Annotated in this window: 15 protein-coding genes; 8 read left to right on the top strand and 7 right to left on the bottom strand. The window is 74.3% G+C overall.

The window, feature by feature from the left end:
• The first annotated feature begins 147 nt into the window (after positions 1-147).
• The 3 genes from zwf to LWC33_RS36175 are packed head-to-tail and all read left to right on the top strand — an operon-like array spanning position 148 to position 4,633.
• Positions 148-1,560 carry a glucose-6-phosphate dehydrogenase gene (zwf, locus tag LWC33_RS21110; RefSeq protein WP_233306145.1) on the top strand — a complete coding sequence of 471 codons (1,413 nt, stop codon included), beginning with the start codon at positions 148-150 and terminating at the stop codon, positions 1,558-1,560.
• On the top strand, positions 1,539-3,044 hold the full coding sequence (locus tag LWC33_RS21105) for an NAD(P)/FAD-dependent oxidoreductase (protein ID WP_233306144.1): 1,506 nt from the start codon (positions 1,539-1,541) through the stop codon (positions 3,042-3,044). The genes zwf and LWC33_RS21105 overlap by 22 nt, the downstream gene beginning before the upstream one ends.
• Positions 3,041-4,633, top strand: coding sequence for a GMC oxidoreductase (locus tag LWC33_RS36175; RefSeq protein ID WP_233306143.1), 1,593 nt, complete (start codon positions 3,041-3,043; stop codon positions 4,631-4,633). Before LWC33_RS21105 ends, LWC33_RS36175 begins: the two co-directional genes overlap by 4 nt.
• Before the next feature lie 85 nt (positions 4,634-4,718).
• Here the strand turns inward: LWC33_RS36175 and cydD are convergent, their stop codons facing one another.
• The 3 genes from cydD to LWC33_RS21085 all read right to left on the bottom strand — a co-directional run bounded on the left by cydD (position 4,719) and on the right by LWC33_RS21085 (position 9,229).
• On the bottom strand, positions 4,719-8,306 hold the full coding sequence (gene cydD / locus LWC33_RS21095) for a thiol reductant ABC exporter subunit CydD (RefSeq protein WP_233306142.1): 3,588 nt from the start codon (positions 8,304-8,306) through the stop codon (positions 4,719-4,721).
• Between the two features lie 195 nt (positions 8,307-8,501).
• Positions 8,502-9,065, bottom strand: a complete 564-nt coding sequence (locus LWC33_RS21090) for a PH domain-containing protein (protein ID WP_233306141.1) — start codon at positions 9,063-9,065, stop codon at positions 8,502-8,504.
• The gene (locus LWC33_RS21085) at positions 9,065-9,229 is read right to left on the bottom strand and encodes a hypothetical protein (RefSeq protein ID WP_233306140.1); all 165 of its coding nucleotides are present in this window, start codon (positions 9,227-9,229) and stop codon (positions 9,065-9,067) included. Before LWC33_RS21085 ends, LWC33_RS21090 begins: the two co-directional genes overlap by 1 nt.
• 98 nt (positions 9,230-9,327) lie before the next feature.
• Between LWC33_RS21085 and LWC33_RS21080 the strand changes: the two genes are divergently transcribed.
• Positions 9,328-9,723: an NUDIX hydrolase gene (locus LWC33_RS21080; RefSeq protein ID WP_233306139.1), complete on the top strand. Its 396-nt coding sequence runs from the start codon at positions 9,328-9,330 to the stop codon at positions 9,721-9,723.
• Positions 9,724-9,802: 79 nt separating this feature from the next.
• Here LWC33_RS21080 and LWC33_RS21075 read toward each other — a convergent pair whose 3' ends face one another.
• On the bottom strand, positions 9,803-10,306 hold the full coding sequence (locus tag LWC33_RS21075) for a MaoC family dehydratase (RefSeq protein ID WP_233306190.1): 504 nt from the start codon (positions 10,304-10,306) through the stop codon (positions 9,803-9,805).
• Between the two features lie 261 nt (positions 10,307-10,567).
• Here LWC33_RS21075 and corA point away from each other — a divergent pair, with 261 nt between their 5' ends.
• Together corA and LWC33_RS21065 are read left to right on the top strand one after the other, a co-directional pair.
• Positions 10,568-11,674: a magnesium/cobalt transporter CorA gene (gene corA, locus LWC33_RS21070; RefSeq protein WP_372476666.1), complete on the top strand. Its 1,107-nt coding sequence runs from the start codon at positions 10,568-10,570 to the stop codon at positions 11,672-11,674.
• Between the two features lie 44 nt (positions 11,675-11,718).
• Positions 11,719-12,711 carry a Rieske (2Fe-2S) protein gene (locus LWC33_RS21065; RefSeq protein ID WP_233306138.1) on the top strand — a complete coding sequence of 331 codons (993 nt, stop codon included), beginning with the start codon at positions 11,719-11,721 and terminating at the stop codon, positions 12,709-12,711.
• Positions 12,712-12,714: 3 nt separating this feature from the next.
• On the opposite strand, the gene LWC33_RS21060 is transcribed toward LWC33_RS21065, so the two are convergent.
• On the bottom strand, positions 12,715-14,307 hold the full coding sequence (locus tag LWC33_RS21060) for a class I SAM-dependent methyltransferase (protein ID WP_233306137.1): 1,593 nt from the start codon (positions 14,305-14,307) through the stop codon (positions 12,715-12,717).
• 78 nt (positions 14,308-14,385) lie between these two features.
• Between LWC33_RS21060 and LWC33_RS21055 the strand changes: the two genes are divergently transcribed.
• The gene (locus LWC33_RS21055; protein WP_233306136.1) at positions 14,386-15,033 is read left to right on the top strand and encodes a metallophosphoesterase family protein; all 648 of its coding nucleotides are present in this window, start codon (positions 14,386-14,388) and stop codon (positions 15,031-15,033) included.
• Between the two features lie 32 nt (positions 15,034-15,065).
• Positions 15,066-15,905, top strand: a complete 840-nt coding sequence (locus tag LWC33_RS21050; RefSeq protein ID WP_233306135.1) for a chromosome partitioning protein ParB — start codon at positions 15,066-15,068, stop codon at positions 15,903-15,905.
• A gap of 5 nt (positions 15,906-15,910) precedes the next feature.
• Here the strand turns inward: LWC33_RS21050 and LWC33_RS21045 are convergent, their stop codons facing one another.
• Positions 15,911-16,912, bottom strand: coding sequence for a sugar phosphate isomerase/epimerase family protein (locus LWC33_RS21045; protein ID WP_233306134.1), 1,002 nt, complete (start codon positions 16,910-16,912; stop codon positions 15,911-15,913).
• A complete protein-coding gene (locus tag LWC33_RS21040; RefSeq protein ID WP_233306188.1) occupies positions 16,909-18,063 on the bottom strand; it encodes a Gfo/Idh/MocA family protein in 1,155 nt (384 codons plus the stop codon). The genes LWC33_RS21045 and LWC33_RS21040 overlap by 4 nt, the downstream gene beginning before the upstream one ends.
• Between the last annotated feature and the right edge of the window lie 9 nt (positions 18,064-18,072).

Genomic DNA, 18,072 nt, shown 5'->3' with positions numbered 1-18,072 from the left:
CCGAGTTCGGAGGACGCGTGGGCTCCCGGTCCGGGTGCCCGAATCGTCCGCCGCCGCCGTCGCCGCCCGGCCCGTTGCGGGCCCCGGCTCATCCGGCCCGAGTGAGGTGCTCACCGCCGCCGGGCCAGCACGGTCGCAGACACCCGTATGACCTCGCAGACCCCCGGCGGACAGGAGCAGGCCATGGCGACGGACCGGGTGGACGCCCTCGTGATCTTCGGCGCGACCGGGGACCTGGCGAAGCTGGAGACGTTCCCGGCGCTCGTCGGGCTGGTGCAGCGGGGGGTGCTGGACGTCCCCGTCATCGGCGTCGCCAAGAGCGGGTGGGGCCTGGAGCAGTTCCGGGACTACGCCGCCCGGTCGCTTCGCCGGAACGACCTCGACCCGGACTCGGGGCCCGGCCGGCGCATGCTCGCGCTGCTGCGCTACGTCGACGGCGACCTCGGCGACCCGGCGACGTACGAGGCGATGAGCAAGGAGATCGGCGCCGGCAAGAAGGTGCTGTTCTACCTGGAGGTGCCACCGGTCCTGTTCGCCCGGATCGCGGAGGGCATCTCCAAGGCGGGGCGCGCCGAGGGCGCCCGGGTGATGGTCGAGAAGCCGTTCGGCACGGACCTGCAGAGCGCGCAGGCGCTCAACGCGACCATGCTCCGGTACTTCCCGGAGGACGCGATCTACCGGGTCGACCACTGGCTGGGCCTCGACCCGCTCAACGACGTCCTGGTGGCCCGCTTCGCCAACTCGATCTTCGAGCCGCTGCTGAACCGGGACCACGTCGCGAGCATCCAGATCACCATGGCGGAGGCCTTCGACGTCGCCGACCGCGGCCGCTTCTACGACCGCACCGGCGCCACCCGCGACGTGCTGCAGAACCACATGCTGCAGGTCCTGGCCACCGTGGTCGCCGACCCGCCGGACGGCTCGGGCCTCATGTCGTGGGTCGACGCCAAGGCACGCGTGCTGTCCGCGATCCGCCCCCTCACCCCCGAGAACACCGTCCGCGGCCAGTACGACGGGTACCGGGAGGTGGAGGGCGTCGACCCCGTGTCGACGACGGAGTCCTACACCGCGGTCCGGCTGGCCCTCGACTCGTGGCGGTGGGCCGGTGTCCCGATCCTGATCCGCGCGGGCAAGACGATGCCGGTGACCGCCACCGAGGTGAGCATCCGCTTCCGGCGGGCCCCGCTCGACTACTTCGAGGTGCCCGGCCCGCGCCCGGTCAACGCCCTGCGGTTCCGCATCTGGCCGAACGCCGCGGTCGCGCTGACCCTGGTGGGCAAGAAGCAGGGGATCGCGCGCGTGCCCGAGGCGCAGGAGCTGGTCTTCGCCGAGCACGCGGCGGACGACGCGCGCCCGTACGACCGACTCATCGGCGCGGCCCTCGACGGCAACCGCGTGCTGTTCGCCCGGCAGGACACCGTCGAAGCCGCCTGGCGGGTGGTCGACCCGATCCTGGGCGACGCCGTGCCCCTGCAGCGCTACCAGCGCGGGACCTGGGGGCCCAAGGAGGCCGACGACCTGCTGCCCGAGGGGGACTCGTGGCACGACCCGACCGCCTGACCCTCGTCCGCCAGGACGGCGCCGCCGCCGGGGAACGCAACCCGCACCGCGTCGTGATCGTGGGCGGCGGCTTCGCCGGGCTCTTCGCCGCCCGGGCGCTGGGTGGCTCGGGCATCACCGTGACACTCGTCGACCGCGCGCAGCACCACCTGTTCCAGCCGCTGCTCTACCAGGTCGCGACCGGGATCCTCTCCGAGGGACAGATCGCCGCGCCGCTGCGCGACATCCTCAAGCGGCACCGCACCGTCGACTGCGTGCTCGCCGACGCCGTGGGCGTCGACCCGCAGGCCCGCACCGTCCTCACGGAGCGGCCGAACGGGGAGCGGCTGACCCTGCCCTACGACGACCTGGTCGTCGCCGCGGGCGTCCGGCAGTCGTACTTCGGTCACGACGAGTTCGCCCGGTACGCCCTCGGCATGAAGACGATCGCCGACGCCCTCGCCATCCGGCGCCGGGTCTTCGGCGCCTTCGAGCTGGCCGAGACCGCGACCGACCCGGACGAGCAACGGCGGTGGCTCACGTTCGCCGTCGTCGGCGCCGGGCCCACGGGCGTCGAGCTCGCGGGCCAGATCCGGGAGCTGGCCACGCGCACGCTGCGCGCGGAGTTCCACCGCATCCGTCCGGAGGACGCCCGGGTGCTGCTGTTCGACGCCGGGAAGGCGCCGCTGGCGTCGTTCGGGCCGGCGTTGTCGGCGAAGGCGGCGGCCGGGCTGCGCGCGCTCGGCGTGGAGCTGCACCTCGGCTCGATCGTCACCGGCGTGGACGCCCGCGGGATCGACGTCCGCGATGTCAGCGACGCCGGCGACGGCACGGACACGACCCAGCGGTACGCGGCGGGCACCGTGCTCTGGGCCGCCGGGGTGGAGGCGCCGCCGATCGCGAAGGCCCTTGCCGACGCGACGGGCGCGCCCCGCGACCGGGCCGGCCGGATCGAGGTCGGGCCGGACCTCACCGTGCCGGGGCACCCGGAGATCATGGTGATCGGCGACCTGATGAGCCGCGACCACCTGCCGGGCGTGGCCGAGGTCGCGATGCAGTCCGGGTTCTACGCCGGGCGCCGCATCCGGAACCGGCTGCGCGGTCAGCCCGTCCGCCCGTACCGGTACCACGACCTCGGCTCGGCCGCCTACCTCTCCCGCGGTAACGCGGTCGTCTCCGCCGGCCCGGCGCACTTCGGTGGCTTCGTCGGCTGGCTGACCTGGCTGTTCCTGCACCTGGCCTTCCTCACGGGGTACCGCAACCGGGTCGGCGCGGTCCTGACCTGGACCGCCGCCTTCGCCCGCGACGCGCGGCGGGAGCGGACCTTCACCACGCAGGAGGTCGAGACGCTGCGGGACGTCTACGACCGACCCGCCGTCGGGGCCGCCGGCGCCACCGGCACCGCACCGGCCGACAGCACCGCACCCGCCGACAGCACCCCACCGACCGAGAGCACCGCTCCGACCGGGAGCACCGCCGAGCACGTGAAGGAGGGCCGGCCGTGACCGAGGACCAGCACTACGACGTGATCGTGATCGGCAGTGGGGCAGGCGGCGGCACCTTCGCACACCGCCTGGCGCCGACCGGCAAGCGGGTCCTGCTGCTCGAGCGCGGCGCGTACCTGCCGCGCGAGCGCGACAACTGGGACTCCGGCGCGGTGTTCGTGCGCGGGAAGTACCGGGCCCCGGAGTTCTGGCTCGACCGCCACGGACACGAGTTCCCGCCCGAGGTGAACTACTACGTCGGCGGCAACACCAAGTTCTACGGCGCGGCCCTGTTCCGCCTGCGCCTGCAGGACTTCGGCGAGATCGTCCACCACGGCGGCATCTCGCCGGCCTGGCCGATCGACTACGCCGACCTCGAGCCGTACTACACCGAGGCCGAGCACCTCTACGAGGTACACGGCCACCACGGCGACGACCCCACGGAGGGTCCGGCCTCCGCGGACTACCGCTATCCGCCGGTGCGCCACGAGCCGCGGATCCAGCAGCTCAGCGAGGACCTGGAGAAGCTCGGGCTGCACCCCTTCCACCTGCCGATCGGGGTGCGGCTCGACCAGGACGCCCAGGGCAACGCCACCTACGACAGCCCCTGCATCCGGTGCGACCGCGTCGACGGCTTCCCCTGCGTGCTGGGCGGCAAGTCCGACTCCCAGGTGATCTGCGTGGACCCCGCGCTGGCCCACGACAACGTCCGGCTCCTCACCCGTGCCCGCGTGACGAGGCTGGAGACTGATTCCGGCGGACGCTCGGTCACGTCCGTCGTCACCGAGTTCGACCAGGGCGAGGGCGGCACCGAGACCGTGCGCTTCACCGCGGACGTCGTGGTGGTCGCCTGCGGGGCGGTCAACTCCGCCGCGCTGCTGCTGCGCTCGGCGAACGACAAGCACCCCGACGGGCTGGCCAACGGCTCCGGCGTCGTCGGGCGGCACTACATGCGGCACAACAACCTGGCGTTGATGGCCGTGTCCAAGGAGCCCAACCCGACCCGGTTCCAGAAGACGCTCGCGATACACGACTGGTACCTCGGCTCGGAGGACTGGCACTACCCCCTGGGCGGCATCCAGATGCTCGGCAAGTCCGACGCCGAGCAGGTCCGGGCGAACGCACCGCACTGGGCCGGAAAGGTCTCGCCGGACATGCCGTTCGAGGTGCTCGCGCACCACGCAGTCGACTTCTGGCTCTGCGGGGAGGACCTGCCGCGCCCGGACAACCGGGTGACCCTCGAGCGCGACGGGCAGATCCGGCTCACGCTCGACCCGGACAACAACACCGAGGGCCTCGAGCGGCTCCGGCACGCCCTGCAGAGCCGGCTCTCCGACCTCGGCATGCACGAGAAGCACCTGCTTCACCACAACATCTACATGCACAAGGGGATGCCGATCGGGGCGACGGCGCACCAGGCCGGGACGATCCGGTTCGGGGCCGACCCGGCGAGCTCGGCGTTGGACCCGACCTGCCGGGCCCACGAGGTCGACAACCTCTACGTCGTCGACACCAGCTTCTTCCCCAGCATCGGCGCGGTGAACCCGTCGTTGACGGCGATGGCCAACGCCCTGCGCGTCGCCGACCACGTCGTCGAACGTCTGGGCTGACCCGGCCGGGCTGATCAGGCTGGGCGGACCCGGCTGGGCTGATCGGGCTGGGCTGACCCGGCTGGGCTGACCCGGCTGGGTCGACTCACACCGGGCTGGTGCTGCGGCCCAGGTCGAGCCGCGGCACGCCCGGCGTCTGCTCCGGCCGGTGCGTCACGAGCAGCGCGGTCCGGTCGGCCGTCGCCGCGAGGATCTCCGCGGCGAGGGCCGACCCGGTCGCGGCGTCCAGGTGGGCGGTCGGTTCGTCGAGGACGAGGATCGGCCGGTCGGCGAGCAGCGCGCGGGTCACCCCGAGGCGCTGACGCTCGCCGCCCGACACCGCGCCGCCGTGCGCGCCGACCGCGGTGTCCAGGCCCTCGGGCAGGGTGTCGAACCACGGGCCGAGCGCGGCGCGGCGCAGGGCCGCGACCAGCTCGGCGTCGGCGGCCGCGGGGGCGGCGAGCGCGAGGTTCGCGCGCAGCGTGCTGTCGAAGAGGTGCGTCCACGGCCCGCACCAGGCGATCCCGGACCGGACGTCGTCGGCGCGGAGCCCGCGCACGTCGCGACCGTCCGCGTGCAGGGTGCCCGAGCTGGGCCCGAGCGTCCGGAGCAGCGCCGCGACGACCGTCGACTTGCCGCTGCCCGACGGGCCGGTGAGCGCGATCCGGTGCCCGCCGGCGAGGTCCAGGTCGACACCGTGGACGGCCTCGACCGCCGCGCCGGGCCAACGGACGCCGAGGCCACCGGCCCGCAGCGACCGCGGCGCCGGCACCGGTGCCGCGGCCGCGGGCTCGACGACGGCCGGCTCCCGTTCCTCGAGGTCCCACAGCCGGCGCAGGGCGGGGAGGATCGACAGCAGCCGGACGGCGGCCTCGGGGAGCGGTGCGACGACCTCGGCGAACGCGAGCGGGGTCAGGGCGAGCAGGGCGATCACCGGGCCGGGCACGGTGCCCGCCGCGAACCCCGCGAGGCCCAGGCCCGCGCACGCGACGGCCGTGAGCCCGGTCGCGAGGACCGCGACCGCGGCGCCCGCACCGGTCGCGGTGGCCGCCCGGCGGCGGAGGGCGGCGAGGCGGGTGTCGGCCGTGTCCAGGGCGGTGTGGGCGCGGTCCGCGGCGCCGAGGACGAGCAGGTCGGCGGCGGCGTCGAGCAGCTCGACGGTCCGCGCTGCCACCTCGGCCCGGGCGGCGGCGGTGCGGCGCTCGGTGCGGCGGGCGGCCAGCGCGGCGAGCGCAGGCGCACCCGCCCCGGCGACCAGCAGCCCGAGCGCCAGGGCCGCGCCCGCGGCCGGGAGCAGCAGCGCGAACCCGAGCACGGCGGCCCCGCCGGCCAGCAGCGCGGCCGTGCCCGGCAGCAGCACTCGGACCAGGAGGTCCTGCGGCGCGTCGGTGTCGGCGACGAGCCGGGTCAGCAGGTCGCCGCGGCGGTGCCGGGCGGTGGCGGCCGGCCCCAGCCGGACGAGGTCGGTCCAGACCCGCAGGCGCAGCGCGCTGCCCACCCGGAGCGCGGCGTCGTGTGCGACCAGCCGCTCGGCGTACCGGAACACGCCCTTGCCGATGCCGAACGCGCGGACGGCCACGATCGCGACCATCAGCGTGAGCACCGGCGGCTGCAGCGCCGCGGCCGAGATGAGCCAGGCCGAAGTGGCCGTGAGCGCGACGCCCGAGCCGAGCGCGGCCGCCCCGAGCAGCGCGGCCGCGACCAGTCGGCCCCACTGCCCGCGCACGACGGTCCGCACCGGCACCGGCACCGGCACCGGCACCGGCACCGGCATGGTCGCGGCGGGCCCCGACCAGGGTGCCTCGTCGGCCGGGACGGGCCGGTCCGCGGGCGGGGACTGCTCCGGGGGCAGCTCCGCGGGCGGGGGCAGCTCCGCGGGCGGGGGCAGCTCCGCGGGCAGGGGCGGCTCCGCGGGCGCGAACGGCTCCGCGACCCGCTCGCCCGCGGTGGGCCCGAGCCCGACGACCCGGTCGCACCGGGCCAGCAGCTCGGGCCGGTGGCTGACGAGCACGACGGTCCGGCCCGCGGCGATCTCCGCCAGGCCGTCGCCGATGGCCGTCTCGGTGGCGGCGTCGACGCCCTCGGTCGGTTCGTCGAGGAGCAGCAGGGGGCGGTCGGCGAGCACCGCGCGGGCGAGGGCGACCCGGCGCCGCTGGCCGGTGGACAGGCCGGTGCCGTCCTCCCCGACCGGGGTGTCGAGGGGGACGTCGAGCCGGGCGAGCCCGGCCGCGCGTGCGACCGCCTCCGGCCCGGCGGCGGGATCGGCGAGCGCGATGTTCTCCGCAACGGTGCCGGCGAGCAGGACCGGGCGCTGCGGCACCCACGCGACCCGGCGGCGCCAGCGGGCCGGGTCGACGTCGGCCAGGTCGGTCCCGCCGACCAGGATCCTGCCGCCGTCGGGCCGGCGCAGCCCCGCCAGCAGCTCGACCAGGGTCGTCTTGCCGCAGCCGCTGGGCCCGCGGACGCCGACCGTCGCGCCGGGGCGCAGGGTCAGGTCGAGGCCGTCGAGGACGGGGGCGGCGCGGCCGTCGACCCGGACCCCCTCCAGCACGACCGGCTGCGCCGCGGGGTCGGGGGCAGCGGCCGGGCCGGAGGGTGGGACCGGGACGTCGAGCAGGTCCAGGGCGGTGGTCGCGGCGGCGGTGCCCGTGGCCGCGTCGTGGAAGCGGGCCCCGACCGCCCGCAGCGGGAGGTAGACCTCCGGCGCGAGCAGCAACACGAGCAGCCCGGTGGTGAGGTCGAGCGCGCCGTCGATCAGCCGGAGTCCGATGGACACCGCGACCAGTGCGACCGACAGGGTCGCGACGAGCTCCAGGACCAGCGCGGACAGGAAGGCCACGCGCAGGGTGCGCATCGTCGCGCGTCGGTAGGCCTCGGTCATCGACCGGAGCCGGCCGGCCTGGTGCCCGGCGCGTCCGAACGCGACGAGCACGTCCAGGCCGGCGACGAGATCGAGGAAGTGGTGCCCGAGCACGGCGAGCGTGCGCCAGCGTCGCGCCGTCGAGCGCTGGGTGTGCAGCCCGACGAGCACCGCGAACAACGGGATCAGCGGCACCGTGAGCCCGACGATCAGCCCGGACGGCCAGTCCGCGGTGAGGATCCGCACCGCCAGGACCAGCGGGACCACGGCCGCGATCAGCAGGGCCGGGAGGTACCGGCCGAAGTACGCCTCGAGGTCGTCCAGGCCGCGCGAGGTCAGCGTGGCCACCTCACCGGCCGGCGGCAGCGCGCGGTGCCGCGGCCCGAGCCGGAGCACCTGCCCCACGACCCGGCTGCGCAGCTCCCGCACGACGTCGGCCGACGCGCGGTACGCGGCCACCTCGCCCGCCCAGGCCAACCCCGCCCGTCCGACGACGGTCAGGGCGGCCAGGCCCAGCAGCGGCTGCAGCGCCGTGAGCCCGGCGCCGCCGAGGAACCCGTCGGCGACGACGATCGCCAGCAGCTGGGCCTGCGCCATCACCAGGAGCGCGGTGGCGACGGCGACGCCGAGGCCCGCCAGGACGAACCGGCGGGCCGCCGCGGCGTGGCGGAGCAGGCGCGGGTCGAGCGGCCTCCGGGAGGGACCGGGCGAGCGATCAGGCGCGGGACCGGACGTAGGACCGGGCGTGCGATCGGTCGTGGCGTCGGGGCCGGGATCGGGATCGGGATCGAGCGCGGTACCGGGCTCGGTATCGGGGCCGCGGTCGGATGCCATGCCGCCCTCCGATCCCCGGCTGCGCGCGTCCGGTGATCACCCTCCCCGCCCGGAGCGGCGCGTCGCGAGGGCACAGGGGCGGTCCGCGGCGGGACCGTTGCGGGCCGGGACAGGGACCAAGGTCCCGGCCCGTCGGAAGTTGGGCGCCGGCTCAGCGCCGGCCCAGTGCCGGCCCGGTGCAGGCTCAGGGCAAGCTCAGCGCCGCCAGCGGTTCCGGGCGAGCATCCCGGTGGCGCGGGTCTTGCCCTTCTCGCCGAACACCAGCTCGGAGAGCGCCTCGTAGATCTCCTCCGGGCGCGGCATGAAGTCGATCCGGTTCAGCGCCTGGATCTGGCCGGCGGACTCCACGATCAGCGTGCCGTAGCCGAGCATCCGGCCGCCGATGCTGCGTTCGAACGTCAGGTCCGTGACCTTGCCCAGCGGCATCATGCCGACGCTGTGCGTGATGATGCCCTGGGCCAGCATCACCCGCTTGTCCGTGATCACGATCCGTTCGATCCACCAGAGGATCGAGTTCACCGCGAAGCGCAGCACGGCGACCAGCGCCAGGTAGAAGGTCAGGTTGTCGACCAGCGCCTCGCCGAACCCGCCGGCCTCGCCGACCCGCCCCTGCAGCAGCCGGTCGATCACGATCATCGCGATGAGGAAGAGCCCGGTCTGGGTGATGTGCGGGATCATGACCGCCCAGTGCTGCCGCACCCGGATGACCCGCCGCTCCGTGGGGAGCAGGTACTCGTCGATCTCCCGGGGGGCGAGCATCAGCTCGGGGCCAGGTTCGAGAAGAAGGTGGTCACGCTCTGACCCACCCCGTACAGCCAGTTGCCGATGCCGTTGACGGCACCGGAGGCGCCGCCGGGGTTCGTCACGATGAAGAACACAACCAGGGCGATCACGATCAGCCCGGTCAGCTTCTTGACGTTCACACGACCACCGTTCCGGCAGGAGGAGCTGGCAAGATCAGAAAATACCGACATCCCTGGCGAGAGGATACGGCCACGCGGGGAGCGTACCGTGTCGAGCGATGACCGAGGGTAGCCGACACGTCCCCTGTGTGGGGGCAATCCTGCACGATGCGTCGGGCAGGTTACTGCTGATCAAACGGGGGACGGAGCCCGCGCGAGGCCGGTGGTCGCTCCCGGGTGGACACGTCGAACCGGGCGAGGACGACGCCGCCGCGCTCGTCCGCGAGATGGCCGAGGAGACCGGGCTGGCGGTGACGCCCGGGCCGCACGTGGGCACCGTCGTCGTGGGGCCGTACCGGATCGCGGACTACCGCTGCACCGTCGTCGGGGGCACGCTCGCCGCCGGCGACGACGCCGCCGACGCCCGCTGGGTCGACGCCGTCGAGTTCGCGGCGCTCCCCCTCGTCGACGGCCTCGCCGAGACGCTCGACGGCTGGTCCGTCCTGCCGCGCTGATCCGCCCCGGACCCGAACGGCACCCCCGCCCGGTTGGGGAGCGGGGGTGCCGTTCGTCCGCAGATCGGTGCGGTCCGGCTCAGGAGGCCGGGACCGGGCGGCCGGGCTGCTCCCCGCCGCGGGTGTCGCCGTAGCTGCGCTTGGGGACCATCACCTTGCGGCGGAACGTGCACACGACGGTGCCGTCCTGCTTGTAACCGCGGGTCTCCACGTAGACCACGCCGCGGTCGTCCTTCGACTTCGACTCGGTCTTGTCGAGGACCTCGGTCTCGCCGTAGATCGTGTCGCCGTGGAAGGTCGGCTTGGTGTGCTTCAGCGACTCGACCTCGAGGTTCGCGATCGCCTTGCCCGACACGTCCGGCACGGACATGCCCAGCAGCAGCGAGTAGATGTAGTTCCCGACGACGACGTTGCGCTTGAAGTCCGTCGTCTCCTCCGCGTAGTGCGAGTCCATGTGGAGGGGGTGGTGGTTCATCGTCAGGAGGCAGAAGAGGTGGTCGTCGTACTCGGTGACCGTCTTCCCGGGCCAGTGCTTGTACACCGCCCCGACCTCGAACTCCTCGTAGTAACGGCCGAACTGCAACGTTCTCGCCTCCATCGCCGACAATCCGTACGGCCGGGTAATCTAGCCGGTGGCCCGCTTCCCGAGAGGCGTGGCGCGATCACGGTCACGCACGAGGACCGTCGAGCGGCGGAGGAGGTGACGCGCAATGGACCCCGCGCCAGGCAGTAGTACCGAGCGCGTCCCCGCCGCTCCCGTCGTGGGCTGAGTCACGCCCAGCGGCGTTCGGCGAGACGTGCCTTCCCCCGCGTCCCCGTCCGCTCTCGCCGCAGGAGGTGCGCCGTGCCGCCCCTGTCCTCCCTCCGTCCCGCCATCAAGGCGGCGGGCTCGCGTGCCCGCCTGGGCCGCAACGCCCACACCAGCGTGCTCCCGCGGCTGCGCGTCCCCGTCTCGGCCTACGTGGTCGACTGCGGCGTCTACGTCGACGGCGAGCGGCTGCCCGGCCGCTGGACGCACGACCGGGCCATCGAGGAGGTCCGCGCCCGCGGCGAGGGCTTCGTCTGGATCGGTCTGCACGAGCCCTCCGAGGACCAGATCACCGGCATCGCCGAGACCTACGGGCTGCACGAGCTCGCCGTCGAGGACGCGGTGCACGCGCACAACCGGCCGAAGCTCGAGCGCTACGACGACACGCTGTTCATGGTGCTCAAGACCGTGAGCTACATCGGCAACGCCGAGCCGACCAGCAGCAACGAGATCGTCGAGACGGGCGAGGTGCAGGCCTTCGTCGGCCGGGACTTCGTGGTCACGGTCCGGCACGGCAAGCACACCGGTCTCGCGGCCGTACGCCGCAAGCTGGAGGAGGACGCCGAGCAGCTCGCCCTCGGCCCGGCCGCGGTGCTGCACGCCATCGCCGACCACGTCGTGGACACCTACCTCGACGTCACCGAGGCGATCGAGGACGACATCGACGAGCTCGAGGCCGAGGTGTTCGCCCCGCGCACCACGATGGACCCCGAGCAGATCTACGTGATGAAGCGCGAGATCCTCGAGCTGCGCCGCGCGGTCACCCCGCTGCTCAAGCCGCTGCACAAGATCACCGAGGGGTACAGCTCGCTCATCCCGCACGAGGTGCGCAGCTACTTCCGGGACGTCGAGGACCACCTGTCCGGGGTCGCCGAGCGCGTCACCGGCTTCAACGAGCTCCTCACCACGCTGGTCGACGCCGTGCTGGCCAAGGTGTCGATGCGGCAGAACACCGACATGCGCAAGATCACCGCGTACGCGGCGCTGATCACCGTGCCCACGATGGTCGCCGGCATCTACGGCATGAACTTCGACTACATGCCCGAGCTGCACTGGCACCTCGGCTACCCGCTGGTGATCATGGTGATCGTGCTGGCCTGCGGGCTGCTCTACCGCAACTTCCGCAAGAACGGCTGGCTGTAAGGGTTCGACTCGCGGATCGGCGGGAGCTGGCTAGCCTTCGACCCGTGCCGAAGCGCCGCCCCGTCACCCCGCTCCGCCTGCTGCGCACGCCCCCGTGGGCGGAGCAGGAGCCGTCCTGGCGGGGGGCGAGCCCCGCGCTGATCCGGGCCGCGACCGAGCGGGCCGCCGCGCGCCCCTCCGGTGGCTGGGTGGTGCTCGCCGCCAGCCGGGAGGTGAAGCCGGGCAAGGCCTTCGGCCGGATCGTCGCCGGCCGGGAGCTGGTGGCCTGGCGGGACGGGGCCGGCACGCTGCACGTCGGACCCGGCGCCTGCCCCCACCTCGGCGCCGCCCTCTGCGACGCGCCGGTCCACGACGGACGGCTGGTCTGCCGCTGGCACGGGCTCGCCCTCGGCGCCGAGGGGCGGCCGGGCTGGTCGCCGCTGCCCGCGTACGACGACGGCGTGCTGGCCTGGGTCCGGCTCGACGAGCTGCTCGCACCCGGGGAGAGCCCCACCACCGCGCCGGTGCTGGGCCCGCGGCCGCCGGCGGAGGGCTCGTTCTCGGCCGTCGCGACGGTGATCGGGCGGTGCGAGCCGGAGGACGTGGTCGCGAACCGGCTCGACCCGTGGCACGGCGCCTGGTTCCACCCGTACTCGTTCGCCTCGCTCACGGTGCTCGACGCGCCCGCCCCCGGGGTCTCCGAGGCGGAGGACCGTTTCCTCGTGGAGGTCAGCTTCCGGGTCGCCGGGCGGATCGGGGTGCCGGTGCACGCCGCCTTCAGCTGCCCCGAGCCGCGCACGGTCACGATGGAGATCGTCGACGGCGAGGGCACCGGCAGCGTGGTCGAGACACACGCGACGCCCCTCGGCCCCGGCCCCGACGGCGCGCCGCGCACCGCGGTCATCGAGGCGGTCGTCGCGTACTCGGACCGGACCGGGTTCGGGCAGGTCGCGAAGGTCGGCGGGGCCCTGCGCCCGCTGGTCCGCGCCACCGCCGCCCGGTTGTGGAAGGACGACATCGCCTACGCGGAGCGCCGCTACACCGTGCGCACGCGCTGACCGCTACCCCTCGTCGTCCTCCCCGCGCACGGCCTCGCGCTCGGACCGGCGCAGCCACGGCGAGCCGGGCGGCCCGGCCGGGGCGGAGCTGCGGTGCGGGGCGCGGAAGAGGTTGCGGACGCGGCGGGTCGCCGCACCCCGCGGCGCCTCCTGCCCGGGTTCCGCCTCCGACGCGGCGACCTGCGGCTCCTTCTCGGCCCGCGGCTCGTCCCGGGTCTGCGGGACCCCCTCCGACGCGTCGACCTGCGGTTCGTCCTCGCCCTGCGGTTCCTCCTCGCCCTGCGGTTCCTCCTCGGCCTGCGGTTCCTTCTTGGCCTGCGGTTCCACGGTCTCGGAGTGCGGCTCCCTCTCCGCCGACTCCGGCTCGGACTGCCGCCCGGCCTCCCGCTCCTCGCCGTCGACCACCGGCAGCCCGGTGGGCGGGGTCTCGGCGTCCGGGTCGGCGTGGGTGAACAGCACCGTCTCGTCCGGGTCGTCGCGGTACTGCGTGCCGTCGAGGTCGTGGTTGTCCTCGAACTCGTCCATGTCGGCGTACGACGTGGGCCCGTCCGCGTCCGCGTCGGCGTCCGGGTCGCCCTCCCGCGCCCCGTACCCGGTCTCGTCCTCCTCCTCGTCGAGGTCGAAGACGTCACCCCGACCGGCGCGGTCGTGACCGCGGCCGCCGCCGCGGTCGTCCCGGCCGGCGGTCTCGTCCCGCGGCGACGCCGGGCCCCACTCCGGCCGGTCCGTCGGGCTCGGCCGCGGCGCCGGGACCGGCGCCGACGCGATGGGCGGGGTCTCCGTGCCGCGGTCCGTCCAGGTGCCGGTGTGGTCGGAGTCCTCCGCGTCGAGCTCGTCGAGCGGTGCGTCGACCTCGTCCTCGGGCTTGCGTCCGAGGAAGGTGTGGAGGACGTGCTCCTGCCAGCCGCCGACCGTCTGCACCCGGACGTCGGTGAACCCGGCGACCTCGAGCCGCTCCTTGAACGTCGTGATGGAGTCGAAGCGCACCACCGAGTTCCACAGGAACGACACCATGCCCGGCACCCGCCCGCGCATCCGGACCCGCGGCAGGTAGTCCAGCCAGCACGCGGCGGTCCACCGCGCGCGGGCCGCGCGGTTGCCGCGCACCGAGTACTCGTGGACCGCGAGCGGCGCGCCCGGCTCGAGCAGCTCCAGCAGGTAGTCGAGGGTGTCGTCGAGGTTGCGCTGGTGGCGCATCTGGAACACCACGAGGATCCCGTCGAACCGCGGCTCGATGCCCTCGGCGCGCAGGGCGTCGTCGAGCGTGCCGAGGGTGCCGTGCAGGAACCGGTAGTCCGGCGCCCAGTCCAGCCGCCGCGCCATCCCGACGAGCTCGGCCGACTCGTCGACGGCCACGACCTTCCACCCCGGCGCCTCGTCGACGACCCCCTGCACCGGCGCCCCGCTGCCGCAGCCCAGGACCAGCAGCGTGCGCTTGCGTCCGCTCAGGCCCATCCGGTGGATCGTGGTCCGCAGCTGCGCCCGGTAGGCGTCGCTGGTGCGGACGATCCGGTCGAAGGCCCGGGCGGGCCGGTCGAGGGCGGTGTCCGCCGCCGGGAGGACGGTCTCCGGCGCGCTGGTGTCCGTTCCGCTCACCCGGACGATCCTGGCTCATCCGGGGCCGTCACCCAAGGGGGCGCGCGCCGGGACGGTAACGAATAGGCTGGTCGGGCGATGGTGCGAACCCTGGCGGTGGCCGACGAGGAGATCCCCGCGCTGCGCTGCGGCACGGCCCGGCGCAGCGGGGTCGACCTCGTCCTGGCCGCGGGCGACCTCCCGTTCGACTACCTCGCCGCGATCGCCGACGCGGTGGACCGGCCCGCGGTGATGGTCCCCGGCAACCACGACCGCGACCTGAGCGGCTTCCGCCAGCGCCGCGGGCTGTGGACCAGCGCCGGGCTCCCGTGCGAGTGGCCGGGCCCGGCCGGCTTCGAGAACGCCGACGGCCGGATCGTCGACGCCGGCGGGCTGCGGATCGCCGGGCTCGGCGGCTGCGTGCGCTACCGGCCCGGTCCCAACCAGTGGACCGAGGCCGAGCAGACCCGGCGGGCGAAGCGGCTGGTCCGGCTGGCGAGGCGCGCCGCGCGGAAGGACGGCCGGGGCGTCGACGTCCTGCTCACGCACGCCCCGCCGCGGTACTGCGGCGACCGTGAGGACGGCCCGCACCGCGGTTTCGTCTGTCTGCGCGGCGTGGTCGCGCAGCTGCAGCCGCGGTTCCTGGTGCACGGGCACATCCACCCCTACGGTGAGCCCGTACCGGACCGGATGCTCGGCACCACCCGGGTCGTCAACGTCGTCGGCAGGAAGGTGCTGGAGCTCTAGCGGAGGCGGAGGCGAGCTTGCGGAGCCGACCAGTGGACACCGGTTTCCCGCAGGCCGACGCGGAGCACGACTTCCTGCGCCAGCGCCGCCGGCAGGTGCTCTCCCGCCTGGTGGCGTGGCTGCGCCACGAACCCGACGACGTCTCCGAGATCCTCCCGTTCGACGAGGTCGTGGCCGCGCTGGGCCGCACGGGCGAACGCCGGGTGCCGGGCGTGCAGGTCGTGGATCTCGACTCGATCGTCGGCAGCGTGGACCGCACCACCGACTTCGACCGCTGGTTCCGGCCGCGCAGCCGGCACAGCCGGGAGCGCTGGGAGCGACTGGCGCGGGCGCGGCGCCGCGGCGAGACGGTCCCGCCCGTCGACCTCTACCGGGTGGGCGGGCTGCACTTCGTCCGGGACGGCCACCACCGCGTCTCGGTGGCGCACGCGCTCGGCCTGCGCACGATCGACGCGACGGTCACCGACGTCACCACCAGGATCGACCCCAACGGCATCGTCCACCGCGGCGACCTGATCACCAAGGACCTCCGGCGGGTCTTCCTCGACCGGGTGCCTCTCGGCCGCACCCAGCTGGCCACGATCGAGGTGGGCGACGCCTGGAACTACGCCGAGCTGTCCGAGACCGTCGAGGCCTGGGGCTTCCGGCTCATGCAGAGCGAGGGCCGCTACCTCGACCGCGAGACCGTCGCCCGGCGCTGGTGGGCCGAGGAGTACCGCCCGGTCGTCCGGCTGCTCGCGCAGGCCGCGCTGATCGGCGACCGCACCGAGACCGACGCGTACCTCCACCTCGCCTGCCAGCGCTACCGTCTGATGCGCACCCACCGGTGGGACGACGAGGTGGTCGACCGGCTGCGCGCCGACCCCGGCTGATCCGCTCAGCCGCCGCCGAAGGCCGAGTCGAAGGCCGCCCCGGGCGGGTCGAACAGGTTGCGCCGCACGAACTCCAGCGCGTCGGGCGCCCCGACGAGCCGGTCCATGCCCGCGTCCTCCCACTCGATCGACACCGGCCCGTCGTAGCCGATGGTGTTGAGCATCCGGAAGCACGCCTCCCACGGCACGTCGCCGTGCCCGGTGGAGACGAAGTCCCAGCCGCGCCGCGGGTCCGCCCACGGCAGGTGCGAGCCCATGCGGCCGTTGCGCCCGTTTCCGACCTGGCGCTTCGCGTCCTTGCAGTCGACGTGGTAGATCCGGTCCCGGAAGTCCCACAGGAACCCGACCGGGTCGAGGTCCTGCCACACGAAGTGGCTCGGGTCCCAGTTCAGCCCGAACGCCTCGCGGTGGCCGACGGCCTCCAGCGCCGCGACCGTCGTCCAGTAGTCGTAGGCGATCTCCGAGGGGTGCACCTCGTGCGCGAACCGCACGCCCACCTCGTCGAACACGTCGAGGATGGGGTTCCAGCGGTCGGCGAAGTCGCGGTAGCCCGCGTCCACCATGGACTGCGGCACGGGCGGGAACATCGCGACGGTCTTCCAGATCGACGAGCCCGTGAACCCGACGACGGTGCGCACCCCGAGCCTCGCCGCCGCGCGGGCGGTCACCTGCATCGCCTCGGCCGCGCGCCGGCGCACGCCCTCGGGCTCGCCGTCGCCCCAGACCCGCACGGGCACGATCCCCTTGTGGCGCTCGTCGATCGGGTCGTCGCACACGGCCTGGCCGGTGAGGTGGTTGGAGAGCGCGAAGACCTGCAGCCCGTGCTTCTCCAGGATGTCGAGCCGCTCCTGCACGTACCCGTCGTCCTCGACGGCCGCCCACGGGTCGAAGTGGTCGCCCCAGCAGGCGATCTCCAGCCCGTCGTAGCCCCACTCCCCCGCCAGCCGGGCCACCTCGGTGAAGGGCAGGTCGGCCCACTGCCCGGTGAACAGCGTGACCGGTCTCATGACGCGTCCCCCTCGATCGTCTCCCAGCAGCTGGCCCCGGCTGCGGACCGTTCGACCGCGTCGAGCACCAGCTGCACCTGCAGCCCGTCGGCGAACGACGGCGTCGGGTCGCTCCCCGCCGCCAGGTCGCGCACCAGGTCGGCCACCTCGTGCACGAAGGTGTGCTCGTAGCCGAGCCCGTGCCCGGGCGGCCACCAGGCCTCCAGGTACGGGTGGGTCGGCTCGGTGACGTGGATGCGCCGGAACCCGGCGGTGTCGGCCGCCTCGGTGCCGTCGTGGAACCAGAGCTCGTTCATCGCCTCGAAGTCGAACGCCAGCGAGCCCGATCCGCCGTTGATCTCCAGCCGCAGCGCGTTCTTGCGCCCCGTCGCGAAGCGGGTCGCCTCGAACGAGGCGAGCGCGCCCCCGGCGAAGCGGCCGAGGAACAGGGCCGCGTCGTCGACGGTCACGGCCCCGCGGTCCTTTGCCCCCGCGCCGGACAGCCCGCCCGAGGCCGTCGCCAGCGGCCGCTCCTTCACGAACGTCTCGGTGACCGCCGACACCCCGGTGAGCCGGTCGCCCACGACGTACTGTGCGAGGTCCACGATGTGCGCGCCGATGTCGCCCAGCGCCCCCGAGCCCGCCTTGTCCCGTTGCAGCCGCCAGACCAGCGGGAACTCCGGGTCGACGATCCAGTCCTGCAGGTAGACCGCCCGCACGTGCCGGACCGGGCCGATCCGGCCCTGCTCCACCAGCCGCCGGGCCAGCGCGATCGCCGGCACCCGGCGGTAGTTGAACCCGACCATCGACCGCACCCCGCGGGCCCGTGCACGTTCGGCCGCCGCGACCATCGCGCGCGCCTCGTCGACGCTGTTGGCCAGCGGCTTCTCGCACAGCACGTGCTTGCCGGCGTCGAGCGCCGCGATCGCGATCTCCGCGTGCGTGTCGCCCGGAGTGCACACGTCGACGAGCGCGACGTCGTCCCGGGTGAGCAGCTCCTTCCAGTCGGTCTCCACGTCCCGCCAGCCGAGCTTCGCCGCGGCCGCCCGGGCCGCCGCGGGGTCGCGGCCGCACAGGACCGCCATGTCGGGGGCGAGTGGCAGGTCGAACACGTGGGCCGCCGTGCGCCACGCCTGCGAGTGCGCCGCACCCATGAAGGCGTAGCCGATCATGCCGACGCC

The organism is Pseudonocardia terrae (genome assembly GCF_021343995.1).
Taxonomy (GTDB): Bacteria; Actinomycetota; Actinomycetes; order Mycobacteriales; family Pseudonocardiaceae; genus Pseudonocardia; species Pseudonocardia terrae.
Note: the sequence above shows the minus strand (reverse complement) of the source record. Positions and strands in the feature narration are given on the sequence as shown.